This is a genomic window from Parabacteroides provencensis, from assembly GCF_900232875.1.
GTDB classification, from domain to species: domain Bacteria; phylum Bacteroidota; class Bacteroidia; order Bacteroidales; family Tannerellaceae; genus Parabacteroides; species Parabacteroides chinchillae.
The window spans coordinates 1-12,955 of the sequence record NZ_LT960495.1 but is presented as its reverse complement, the minus strand read 5'-3'; the positions used below and the strand labels follow the sequence as shown (position 1 = coordinate 12,955).

Annotated in this window: 8 protein-coding genes and 1 pseudogene; 5 read left to right on the top strand and 4 right to left on the bottom strand. The window is 38.3% G+C overall.

What is annotated here, in order from left to right; translation table 11 throughout:
- From CTY47_RS16430 to CTY47_RS16410, 5 genes are all read left to right on the top strand, one after another.
- The coding region (locus CTY47_RS16430) for a SusC/RagA family TonB-linked outer membrane protein (protein WP_099465868.1) at positions 1–2,972 on the top strand (2,972 nt) is incomplete at its 5' end.
- A 13-nt stretch (positions 2,973–2,985) separates the two neighbouring features.
- Positions 2,986–4,326 (top strand): RagB/SusD family nutrient uptake outer membrane protein, encoded by a 1,341-nt coding sequence (locus tag CTY47_RS16425; protein ID WP_099465867.1) that lies wholly within the window; start codon positions 2,986–2,988, stop codon positions 4,324–4,326.
- Between the two features lie 10 nt (positions 4,327–4,336).
- Positions 4,337–4,777, top strand: coding sequence for a RagB/SusD family nutrient uptake outer membrane protein (locus CTY47_RS16420; RefSeq protein WP_233202225.1), 441 nt, complete (start codon positions 4,337–4,339; stop codon positions 4,775–4,777).
- A gap of 146 nt (positions 4,778–4,923) precedes the next feature.
- A complete protein-coding gene (locus CTY47_RS16415) occupies positions 4,924–5,709 on the top strand; it encodes a carboxylesterase family protein (protein ID WP_099465866.1) in 786 nt (261 codons plus the stop codon).
- Positions 5,710–5,749: 40 nt separating this feature from the next.
- Complete coding sequence (locus CTY47_RS16410) at positions 5,750–6,640, top strand: YitT family protein (RefSeq protein ID WP_099465865.1); 891 nt, start codon at positions 5,750–5,752, stop codon at positions 6,638–6,640.
- A gap of 68 nt (positions 6,641–6,708) precedes the next feature.
- On the opposite strand, the gene CTY47_RS16405 is transcribed toward CTY47_RS16410, so the two are convergent.
- The 4 genes and pseudogenes from CTY47_RS16405 to CTY47_RS17500 all read right to left on the bottom strand — a co-directional run.
- Positions 6,709–8,664, bottom strand: coding sequence for an NPCBM/NEW2 domain-containing protein (locus tag CTY47_RS16405; RefSeq protein WP_099465864.1), 1,956 nt, complete (start codon positions 8,662–8,664; stop codon positions 6,709–6,711).
- Between the two features lie 81 nt (positions 8,665–8,745).
- Complete coding sequence (locus CTY47_RS16400) at positions 8,746–10,395, bottom strand: RagB/SusD family nutrient uptake outer membrane protein (protein WP_099465863.1); 1,650 nt, start codon at positions 10,393–10,395, stop codon at positions 8,746–8,748.
- 13 nt (positions 10,396–10,408) lie between these two features.
- Entirely contained in the window at positions 10,409–11,911 is a 1,503-nt protein-coding gene (locus CTY47_RS17505; RefSeq protein WP_233202224.1) for a SusC/RagA family TonB-linked outer membrane protein, read from the bottom strand.
- A pseudogene (locus tag CTY47_RS17500) lies at positions 11,889–12,955 on the bottom strand (SusC/RagA family protein); the annotation flags it as partial. The pseudogene CTY47_RS17500 and the gene CTY47_RS17505, both read right to left, overlap by 23 nt.

The window sequence follows — 12,955 nt, the reverse complement described above, 5'->3', positions numbered from 1 at the left end:
ACGGTGTTCCAGCCAATGCTGTTTTGGAATTTTCATATATCGGTTACAACTCACAAAATATTAACATAGGAAATAAAAACAGTGTAAACATCACATTGTCAGAAGACACCCAGAAACTGGATGAAGTCGTAGTAGTAGGTTACGGTTCATTCAAGAAAAGTGATTTAACGGGTGCTATTTCCCAGATTAAAGGAGATGAGATCGCAGCGTTACCTCTTCGAAGTGCTTCCGATGCATTGCAAGGTAAGGTAGCTGGTGTATCTATTACTGCAAACTCAGGAAGTCCGGGTTCATTAGGAGACGTTCGTGTTCGTGGTATCGGTACATTAAATGGTAATGATCCGCTATATGTAGTGGACGGTATGCCTCAAGATGGTATTGGCTGGTTGAACCCACGCGATATTGAAAACATTGAAGTATTGAAGGATGCATCAGCCCAGGCAATTTATGGTTCGCGTGCTGCAAATGGTGTGATTTTGGTTACTACCAAACGTGGTGCAAGTGGTGACTCTTATCGCAGTAATATCGAATTCGATATGAGTGTAGGATTCCAAGCAGCTTCTAAAACGTATGATATGTTGGATGCCGAAGGTTTCATGGAATATAAAAACCGTGCCTATGCCGCTGCAGGAAAAGAACTAACAGAAGACTTTGCCACACCGGAAAAGCGTGAAGCTATCTTATCTTTTCTGGAAAAGAATGGAGGACGTCAAGGTACCAACTGGTGGGATGCTATCACAAATAAACCGAAAGATGCTATGAATCAAACTTATAATTTAGCATTATCGGGTGGAACAAATAAACTGAGATACCGTGCCAGTTTTGGATATATGAATCATAAAGGTCTTGTAAAAAGTTCGGAATATGAACGTTTGAATGGCCGTTTGAATGTTGATTCAGAAGTAACAAAATGGTTTAACTTATCTGCTAATGTGAATGTGGCTTATGAAGCCAGAAGAAATATTACAGAAAATGATTCATATACGGCAACCGTATTTTCTACAGCTGCTGCAGACCCTATTACTCCTGTCTATAGAGATAATCTGGTAGATGTTCCTGACTTTTTGAAAGATCGTATTTATAATGGCTATGAACCGGCTAATCCATGGTCACGTTACACAGGTGTTCTCTATTCAAACAAGCCAAACACAGTAGCTCAGGTTGATCGTCATGCTTTAAATGTTTGGCATGAAGTATCAACAAAGAGTAATATCGCAGGAGAGTTCAAGCTATTTCCATTTTTGACATTCAAATCAAGTATTGCTCTTGATTTGATTCGTGCACAATCTGATGGTTTTAATCCTAAATATTATCTGGATGGTGATGAATACAATTCTTTTGCAACTGCAAGCCGGAATGTCTATAACACAGATTATTGGGTATTTGATAACTATTTAACCTATAATCAAAAGTTTGACAAACATAATGTGTCTGTAATGGCTGGTACTTCTGCAGAAAAGAAAAAATATGAAGTAATCAGCGCCTCTAAGCAAGGAATGATTAACAATGAGCCTAACCAACAGATTATAAATGCAGGTACAATGAATCCGGGAGCTGGAGGATACCATGTAATCAACACTCTAAACTCATACTTCGGCCGTGCTTTCTATTCTTTTGATAACCGTTATATGGTTACAGCCAATATCCGTTGGGATGGTTCTTCCCGATTTGCAGATGGCAACCGTTGGGGTGTATTCCCATCCGTATCAGGAGGTTGGAATTTCTCAGAAGAAAGTTTTGTAAAGAGTTTTGCTGAAAAGTGGCTGTCTCAAGGTAAATTAAGAGCCGGTTGGGGAGAAATTGGTAACCAAACCATTGGTGATGGTGCCTATCTGAATACATTTGCAAATGGTGGTTATTATCTGTTTGGAAGTGGTAATACTATCTTGAGTGGTGCAAGAAATCAAGTAGGAAACCCAGACTTGAAATGGGAAACAACACGCCAGCTTGACCTTGGTTTGGATTTAGCATTTCTTCAAGGTTCGTTGAGATTAACTTTAGATTATTATAATCGTGAAACGAAGGACATGTTGGTACAAGTTCCTAACCCTGCCAGTTTAGGTTTCCCAAATACTCCATGGGTAAATGCAGGTAGTATCAGTAATAAAGGTTTTGAAGTTTCTATCGGTTATGATGGAAAAGCAGGGAAAGACTTTACTTATCATGTAAACGCTAATGTTTCTACTTACAAGAATAAAGTAAAAAGTCTTGGTAGTGATGCCAATATTCCGGGTAAAGGAGTTCACTTAGGATACTACACATATACTATGACCGAAGTGGGAAAACCTATAGGTTATTACTATGGTTACAAAACTGATGGAGTATTCCAAACTCAGGAAGAAATTGACAACTATAAAAATGATGGAAAAATGGTTATGCCGGATGCAAAACCGGGTGACTTAAAATTCCAGGATTTGAATAAAGACGGACAGTTGGATGACAAAGACCGGACAATGATAGGTAACCCGCATCCCGACTTTACATTTGGTATCACATTAGGTGCCGAATATAAAGGCTTCGACTTCTCTGCATTCTTCCAGGGATCAGTAGGAAATGACCTGTTGAATATTTTGAAATATGACATCTATGGAGGTGTTGGTTGGTATAATGCTCCTAAAGACATATTAACAACATTCTGGAATGGTCCGGGTAGCACAAATGAGAACTTTGCAATCGATGCTGACAGCCGTTTGAATCGTGAAATGTCTGAATGGTTTATTGAAGACGGTTCTTATATTCGTCTGAAAAACCTGCAGATTGGTTATACGATTCCTTCTTCTATCACAAAGAAGATCACATTGAATAACCTTCGCGTATTCGTAGCTGCACAGAATTTATTTACCATCACAGGTTATTCCGGTCTGGACCCTGAAATTGGTGAGTTTAATAAAAATCCTATCTATAGAGGAGTTGATATGGGATATTATCCGCAGGCAAGAACCTTTATGTTTGGTATCAGTATGAAACTTTAAAAACGGATGTATTATGAAATCAATAATAAATTTAGGAAAAGTATGTGCGGTAGCTTTATTCGCAGGTACTTTGATGACAAGCTGTAATGCAGATTTTCTGGATCGTCCTACTGTAGGTTCGGTAGATGAGACAACTTATCTGAATTCTGAAAATGGAGGCTTTAAGCTATTAATAAATTGTTATCAGCCAATCGTTAATCATTGGGACTATCAACAAATGAAATTCGACATGGGCGACCAGTTAACAGATGACTGTACCAAGGGAGGATCTGATGCTGCAGACCGTGTTGTTATTACCGAAGTAACGCGAGGCAATCCGGCCGCATCCAGTAGTATGTTGCTAAGCTTATGGAATCATCGTTATCAATCAGCCATTTCTGCATGTAACGTATTCTTATCATTGGTTACTCCTGAAACGCAATTGATAAAAGATGGAGGTGCATTAGTTACGACTGCTGAAAAGCAACGTTGGATAGCGGAAGCTAAGTTTTTACGCGCATTTTATTACTTTGACTTGGCTATGATGTTTGCTAATGTGCCTATTATAGACAAGCCTTTGAATGCAGTAGACAAAAATACGATTACAAAGTCTGACAAAGAAGAGGTTCGAAAATTTATCCTTTCGGATTTAGATGCAGCTATTGCCGAGGCAAACTTGCCAAGTGCAAATGCTATTCCAGTTTCTGATATAGGTCGTGTATCCAAAGAGGCTGCTTTGTCTTTCCGCGCTCGCGTAAAAATGTTTTTTGGTGATTATGAAGGAGCAAAAGCAGACTTAAAACTTGTTGTTGACGGAGGTCAGTTTGATTTGATTAATGACTACCAGACTTTGTTTAACAGTGCGGCAGAAGGCTATATGTCTAAAGAAGCAGTATTTATCACTACCCGTGCTTATATTCCTAATTATACAGGAGGTAGTGTAGTTCCTCAGATGTGTATCGGTCGTAACACAACCGGTGGTTGGGGCGGAGAATGCCCTACAACTAATTTGGTAAATGAATATGAAGTGGGTGATCCACGTTTGACCCATACGATTATGTCATCCGGTGATATTTTCTACAAAGGTGATGGTGTTACAACTGAAACGCATGATTATTCGGGATATGATAATCTTCCGCAACAACATAATCGTAAGCTTTGGATTGATTATTCAAGAAGACCAACCGGTGGTTTATTAGATACAGACTGGTCATTCTATCATATCCGCTATGCTGATGTATTGTTAATGTACGCAGAATGTTTGATTGAGACAGGCGGTGATAAACAATTAGCTGTCGATTTAATTAATAAGGTTCGTTATCGTGCATTTGTAACCACTTCTCCTACTGATAAGTNATCATATCCGCTATGCTGATGTATTGTTAATGTACGCAGAATGTTTGATTGAGACAGGCGGTGATAAACAATTAGCTGTCGATTTAATTAATAAGGTTCGTTATCGTGCATTTGTAACCACTTCTCCTACTGATAAGTTTGCTCAATTCCGTAAGTTTAATGTACCGGATGATAAAAAGGTAACGGAAGAAGTATTTAATGCAAAATACAAAGTGAAAGTATCAGACGATTTACGCAAAGCTGTCCGTCACGAACGTCGTGTTGAATTAGCAGGAGAAGGTCTTCGTCTTTATGACTTGCTTCGTTGGGGAACTTTTGTTTCAACTATGCAGGCATTCAGCAAAACAAAAGAAGGAATATATTCTGGAGCAGGTTCTAATGTTACAGATAAAACATGGCCATATCCTATTCCTCAAGCTGAAATTGATTATATAGGCGGTTCTTTAACGCAAAATGATAATTACAATTAAATAATAAGTTGTTGATCTTAAAGCCATGCTCAAAAAGAGCATGGCTTTTTGTTTTAAAACAAAAATTATTAAGATACAAACCACCAACTAAGAGATAATCAATTACATTTGTTTTCTGGTTCTATCATTAATCTAAAATAAGTATTATGAAAACACTGAATTCATTTTTTTTCGTGGCACTATGCCTGTTATTTTCTATCACTTCGTATGCCGGAGATAAAGCCAGTTTTCTTAAAAAACAGTTTACTGCTGCAAATGGTTATAAATTGAATTATCGGGTATTGTATCCTGAAAATTATTGTCCGGATCAGCAATATCCTGTCATCCTATTTTTGCACGGTGCAGGGGAAAGAGGAGATGATAATGAGGCGCAATTGTTTCATGGAGGTGATATGTTTGCTTCATATACTAACCAGTCCAAATATCCGGCAATTGTTATTGCTCCGCAGTGTCCGAAAGATCTATGGTGGTCATCTTATCAACGACCTGAAAAAGAGGGCGAAAAACGTTATTATCCTACGGTAGCTCCGATTACAAAAACAATGGCTGCCGTTAAAGAACTTTTAGACAGTTATATAGCTAAAGGAATTGTAGATACAAAACGTATTTATATTACCGGTCTTTCTATGGGTGGAATGGGAACATTTGATTTGGTTTGCCGTTACCCTAATCTTTTTGCGGCTGCAACTCCTATATGTGGCGGGGCAAACTTGCAACGTTTAACAAATTTCAAAGGTAAAACAGCTTTTAGTATCTACCATGGAGCAGATGATAGTGTGGTAGATGTACAATTTTCGCGTGATGCTTATGAAACATTGAAAAAGGCAGGTGTAGATGTTCGTTATAAAGAATATCCCGGTGTCGATCATAATAGTTGGGATAATGCATTTGCGGAACCTGATTATCTGGACTGGATGTTCCGGCATAAATAATCTTTCACTACTTTTGCAGCCGCATAAATTCAAAAATAAAATGAATCCTACTTTATTAACGACTTCACGGCAAGTCATGTGGAGGGAAATGAGGGATTATCTGATGATAGCCCTCGGTATGGTACTTTACGGTATCGGCTGGACTGTATTTCTTTTGCCTAACGACATTACAACAGGCGGGGTACCGGGCATTGCCTCTATAATTTATTGGGCTACAGGGTTTCCGGTGCAGTATACCTATTTTGTTATAAATGGTATTCTGCTCCTGCTTGCATTGAAGATTTTAGGATTTCGTTTCAGCATTAAAACTATCTTTGCAGTATTTGTGCTGACCTTTTTCTTGTCTGTGATTCAAAAGCTGACTGCCGGGTTGCATCTTTTACATGATCAGCCTTTTATGGCTTGTGTATTAGGAGCTTCCTTTTGTGGTAGTGGTATAGGTATAGCCTTTTCATCCAATGGAAGTACGGGAGGAACAGATATTATTGCTGCAATTATCAATAAATACCGGGATATTACTTTAGGACGTGTGGTAATGATATGCGATATGATTATTATTACGTCCAGTTATTTTGTGTTGAAAGATTGGGAAAAAGTTGTTTATGGTTTTGTTACATTATACGTATGTAGTTTTGTACTTGACCAGATTGTGAATAGTGCCCGCCAATCAGTTCAGTTTTTTATTATCTCGAAAAAATATAAAGAGATCGGGACTGAGATTAATGCACTGCACCGTGGCGTTACTGTTATTGACGCAACAGGTCTTTACACAGGACAAGAGCAAAAAATAATGTTTGTTCTGGCTAAAAAACGGCAGTCCACAACTATTTTTCGCATTATTAATGATATTGATCCGAATGCTTTTGTTTCGCAAAGTGCAGTTATTGGTGTCTATGGAGAAGGTTTTGATCATATTAAAGTGAAAAAATAGAAAAAATCAGGCATGCAATAATTCTTTAGACGTTATTACATACCTGATTTTGAATCATTTTACAGACTTTATTCAGGAATTAATCTAACAAATGTTACTCCATGATAAGGGACTTCGGTATTAAAGGAAGTTTGAGACGATGCAATATCTTTCTGACGCCATAAATCTCGTACCGTATATTTTCCATTCAGCCCGATAGACTTGAAATCCAGGTCGAATTTATATTTACGACTTTGTACATCATCTGTTTGATCCCAATAGATAGCATACGGATTGGTATGAAAAAATCCTATTGCAACCGAGCCATCCTCCAAGTATTTATACCAGATTTGTCCGTTTTCAGTTATAATCTTACATGCAGGCATAACTAATGGATCCTGGTTTACAGCCAAAACTTCATCATTTGTAAGTAAGTTGGTGGTAAATTCGTCCATTTCATTCATATCACAGCCTATTAATAACGGAGCAGACAAGATGCACCATAAACTTATATGCGAATATTGTTCATCAGGAGTAAGATAAGAGTCGTGTGCTCTTGCTCCCCAACCCAATCCAAGTTTACCTACCACAAGCATATCCGGATCATTATATTTACCTGGCCGGGTTGCCTGTGCGCAAACATCCTGGAAGAAGCCGATACTACGTACAACATTCCATTCATCTGTAATATCACGAGTTGTACGCCATTGATTGCCTCCGGCATCACTACCCCAATTCCATACGTTAGGAGCTCCATAGCCAACACAATAAACAATATCGCGGTTTACTTTATCCAATGCTTTACGCATTACAGTATAAGGTTCTTTTATTATTTCTTCCGTAGGAACCGGAGCAACTTGTGTATACAAGCAATAATCATATTTAAGGTAATCGATACCCCAGGCAGCCCATGTCTCGGCATCAATTTGCTCATGTTGATAGCTGCCCAAATGACCTCCGCAAGTAAGAGGACCCGGGGATGAATAGATTCCGAACTTTAACCCACGGCTATGAATGTAATCACTTAAGTCTTTAAAATCAGGAAATTTCTCATTGCCCATCAACACACCTTCAGAAGTACGTTCTCCTGACTCCCATCCATCATCTATATTAACATAAGTCCATCCATGGTTAATTAAATTGCGGGCCATATAATCTGCAGCATCTTTTACCTTTTGGTCGTTTACCTGTAATCCCCAACAATTCCAGCTATTCCATCCCATCGGAGGAGTAAGACAAATCTCATTTCCAACCTCGATACGTAAGGGACGTATATCTTGTCCAACACTATTTTCAGCTTTCAGGATTACATTAAATGTGCCTTGCTTTATTAATTTGCCCCGTATAAAGCCTGTTTCAGGATCTAAAGTCAGTCCTTCCGGAAGATTAACTGCTGAAAACTTCATTGGACGATCTCCTGTGGCTGCTATAGTATATAAAAAGGGGCTTCCGGGTCTTATTCCAAACACTTTTGCGCTATTGATACGGGGAGTTGCGCCAGGACATGGTGTAAGGATATATTTTTCGCCTTTACGAGGTTTGGGCATAACCGGCTCTGGTATCACAGAACCAGAGGTTTCAATCTTTGCATTAAGCCAATCCGCATGGTCATACATAATCCCATCTCCGGATTCTTTAATCAACAATGCCAGTTTCTTTACTCCTTTTAGATTAATATTAAAGGGCACAGCTGGCATCCCTTTGTGAAGTATTCCACTGCTCCATACTAATTGTTGATCAGCAAGAACCTGAAATTCGAGGTTTCCTCCAAAATCATTATGATCGTCTGCACCGGCCAGACCGGAAAATGTTTTTGCTTTTCCTTCCAAATTTAATAAAAAACGACTGACAGAATGGGATCCTATACCGCGCTCATACTTTACTCCATTTACTTGCAGAGATGTTCCCATAACTGACTTATTAGCTAAAGGTATCCCCCAGTCTTGTAACATATACCCTAAATCTAATTGATCCAGATATACTGTTTTAGCAAATGACAGGAATGGCATTAGACATACCAAAATGATTAATTTGATTTTCTTCATATATAAATGGTTTAAATAGTAAAAAATAAGGCCATATCCTTATTTGGAATATGGCCTTAAAGATAAGGAAATAATCAATTACTAATAATTATCGTTCTGAGTTAAGGAACCACCTACATTGTCAATTTCAGCTTGAGGAATAGGATATGGCCATGTTTTATCCGTAACATTTGAGCCTGCTCCAGAATATATTCCTTCTTTTGTTTTGCTGAATGCCTGCATAGTTGAAACAAAAGTTCCCCAACGAAGCAAGTCATAAAGACGAAGACCTTCTCCTGCTAATTCAACACGACGTTCGTGACGGACAGCTTTGCGTAAATCGTCTGATACTTTCACTTTGTATTTTGCATTAAACACTTCTTCCGTTACCTTTTTATCATCCGGTACATTAAACTTACGGAATTGAGCAAACTTATCAGTAGGAGAAGTGGTTACAAATGCACGATAACGAACCTTATTAATTAAATCGACAGCTAATTGTTTATCACCGCCTGTCTCAATCAAACATTCTGCGTACATTAACAATACATCAGCATAACGGATATGATAGAATGACCAGTCTGTATCTAATAAACCACCGGTTGGTCTTCTTGAATAATCAATCCACATTTTACGGTTGTGTTGTTGTGGAAGGTTATCGTAGCCTGAATAATCGTGAGTTTCTGTTGTTACGCCATCTCCTTTATAGAAAATATCACCGGATGACATAATTGTATGTGTCAAACGAGGGTCACCTACTTCATACTCATTTACCAAATTAGTTGTAGGACATTCTCCGCCCCAACCTCCGGTTGTGTTACGACCAATACACATCTGAGGAACAACGCTACCTGATACATAGCCAGGAAGATATGCACGTGTTGTAAGGAAAATAGCTTCCTTTGACATATAGCCATCAGTTGCACTATTAAATAGAGTCTGATAATCACTAATCAAATCAAATTGGCCACCATCCACAACTGCCTTCAAATCAGATTTAGCCCCTTCATAGTCGCCAAAGAACATTTTAACACGGGCACGGAAAGACATGGCCGCTTCTTTGGAAATACGACCAAAATCTGATGCAGGAATTGCACTTGATCCAGGTAGATTAGTTTCTGCAATTGCAGCATCTAAATCTGCTAGAATGAATTTTCGAACCTCTTCCTTATCTGATTTGGTGATACTACTTTTGTCTGTTGCATTCAATGGTTTGTCAATAATAGGCACATTTGCAAATATTGTAGCCAGATCAAAATAGTAAAATGCACGTAAAAACTTAGCTTCCGCTATCCAACGTTGCTTTTCAGCAGTTGTAACTAAAGCTCCTCCATCTTTTATTAATTGAGTTTCCGGAGTAACCAGAGATAGAAACACGTTACATGCAGAAATAGCTGTTCCATAACGGTGATTCCATAGGTCAGTTAGCATACTACTCGTTGTAGTAGGATTACCACGTGAAACTTCCGTAATTACAACGCGGTCAGCTGCATCCGAACCTCCTTTTGTACAATCATCAGTCAACTGGTCTCCTATATCGAACTTCATTTGTTGATAAGTCCAGTGTTCTGTAATTGGATGATAACATTTCATTAATAGCTTAAAGCCTCCATTTTCAGAATTCAGATAAGTAGATTCGTCCACTGTAGCAACCGGTGGTCGATCTAAAAAATCGGAGCTACAACTTGTCATGAAAGTACCGGCGAATAAAGCTACCGCGCATACTCTTCCTAAATTTATTATTGATTTCATAAAACATCCGTTTTTATAGTTTCATACTAATACCAAACATAAAGGTCCTTGGTTGTGGATAATACCCCATGTCAACACCTCTATAGATAGGATTTTGATTGAATTCTCCAATTTCTGGATCCAGACCGGAATAACCTGTAATGGTAAACAAGTTCTGTGCAGCAACAAATACTCGCAAATTGTTGATTGTTATTTTCTTTGTGATAGAAGACGGAATTGTATAACCAACCTGCAAGTTTTTCAGACGAACATAAGATCCGTCTTCTACAAACCAATCAGACATTTCACGATTCAAACGGCTGTCGGCATCGATTGCAAAGTTCTCATTTGTGCTACCCGGACCATTCCAGAATGTAGTCAAAATATCTTTAGGGGCATTATACCAACCAACACCGCCATAAATATCATATTTCAAAATATTCAACAAATCGTTTCCTACTGATCCCTGGAAGAATGCAGAGAAGTCGAAGCCTTTATATTCGGCACCTAATGTGATACCAAATGTAAAGTCGGGATGAGGATTACCTATCATTCCACGATCTTCATCATCCAATTTACCATCTTTATTTTGGTCAACAAACTTCAAGTCTCCTGGTTTTGCATTCGGCATAACCACTTTTCCATTATTCTTATAGTTATCAATTTCTTCCTGGGTCTGGAATACTCCATCCATTTTGTAACCATAGTAATAACCAATTGGCTTGCCGGCTTCAGTCATTGTATAATTGTAGTATCCCAAATGAACATCTTTTCCTGGAATATTTCCACTGCTACCTAAATCTTTTACTTTATTCTTATAAGTGGACACATTAGCATTGATATGATATGTAAAATCTTTTGCTTTTCCATCATATCCAATAGCTACTTCAAAACCTTTATTACTGATACTACCCGCATTCACCCATGGAGTATTTGGGAATCCCAAACCTGACGGAACAGGAACTTTCACTAACATATCTTTTGTATCACGATTGAAATAATCAAATGTAAATCTCAATGAGCCTTGTAAGAATGCTAAATCCAAACCTAAGTCTAACTGGCGGGTTGTTTCCCATTTTAAATCAGGGTTACCTACTTGAGTACGGTAGCCTGTTAATTGTGTGTTGTTATTTCCAAATAAATAGTAATAACTATTTCCAAATGTATTCAAATAAGCACCATCAGCAATGGTTTGGTTACCAATTTCACCCCAACCAACTCTTAATTTACCTTGTGACAGCCAGTTTTCGGCAAAACTCTTCACGAAACTTTCTTCTGAGAAATTCCAACCTCCGGATACGGATGGGAAGAATCCCCAACGGTTGCCATCTGCAAATCGGGAAGAACCATCCCAACGGATATTGGCTGTAACCATATAGCGGTTATCAAAAGAATAGAAAGCACGACCAAAATAAGAGTTCAGTGTATTAATTCTGTAATAACCTCTGGCTGTCGGATTTTGAGTTCCTGCATCAAGAACCTGTTGCCCCCAGTCATTATTAACCATGCCTTCCTTAGTCGCATAGATATATTTCATAACGATTCTTTTCGGCAGAAGTACCAGCCATTACAGACACATTATGTTTGTCAAACTTTTGATTATAGGTTAAATAGTTGTCAAATACCCAGTAATCTGTATTTTCAAGCTCTCGGCCAGCGGTTGCAAATGAACTATATTCATCACCATCCAAATAATATTTAGGAGTAAATGTGTCCTTTTGACTACGAATCAAATCTATGGACATACTTGACTTAAATGTTAAAAATGGAAATAGCTTGAACTCTCCTGCGATATTACTCTTTGTTGCAATACTATGCCATTCGTTCAAAGCAGAACGATCTACCTGAGCTACTGTGTTTGGCTTGTTTGAATAGAGAACACCTGTGTAACGTGACCATGGATTAGCCGGCTCATAACTATTATAAATTCGATCTTTCAAAAAGTCAGGAACATCTACCAGATTATCACGGTAAATAGGTGTAATAGGGTCTGCCGAAGCTGTAGAAAATACGGTTGCCGTATATGAATCATTTTCTGCAATATTTCTTCTGGATTCATATGATACATTTACATTGGCCGATAAGTTAAACCATTTTGTTACTTCTGAATCAACATTTAAACGACCATTTAAACGTTTATACTCAGAACTCTTTACAAGACCTTGATGGTTCATATATCCAAAACTTGTACGGTATCTCAGTTTATTTGTTCCACCCGATAATGCTAAATTATAAGTTTGATTCATAGCATCTTTCGGTTTATTTGTGATAGCATCCCACCAGTTGGTACCTTGACGTCCTCCATTCTTTTCCAGGAAAGATAAGATAGCTTCACGCTTTTCTGGTGTGGCAAAATCTTCTGTTAGTTCTTTTCCTGCAGCGGCATAGGCACGGTTTTTATATTCCATGAAACCTTCGGCATCCAACATATCATACGTTTTAGAAGCTGCTTGAAATCCTACACTCATATCGAATTCGATATTACTGCGATAAGAGTCACCACTTGCACCACGTTTGGTAGTAACCAAAATCACACCATTTGCAGCACGCGAACCATAAATTGCCTGGGCTGATGCATCCT

Excerpts from the sequence above, each read along its gene's own strand:
- CTY47_RS16420 (WP_233202225.1), top strand. The coding sequence starts at position 4,337 with ATGTACGCAGAATGTTTGATTGAGACAGGCGGTGATAAACAATTAGCT.
- CTY47_RS16415 (WP_099465866.1), top strand. The coding sequence starts at position 4,924 with ATGAAAACACTGAATTCATTTTTTTTCGTGGCACTATGCCTGTTATTT.
- CTY47_RS16410 (WP_099465865.1), top strand. The coding sequence starts at position 5,750 with ATGAATCCTACTTTATTAACGACTTCACGGCAAGTCATGTGGAGGGAA.
- CTY47_RS16405 (WP_099465864.1), bottom strand. The coding sequence starts at position 8,664 with ATGAAGAAAATCAAATTAATCATTTTGGTATGTCTAATGCCATTCCTG.
- CTY47_RS16400 (WP_099465863.1), bottom strand. The coding sequence starts at position 10,395 with ATGAAATCAATAATAAATTTAGGAAGAGTATGCGCGGTAGCTTTATTC.
- CTY47_RS17505 (WP_233202224.1), bottom strand. The coding sequence starts at position 11,911 with ATGAAATATATCTATGCGACTAAGGAAGGCATGGTTAATAATGACTGG.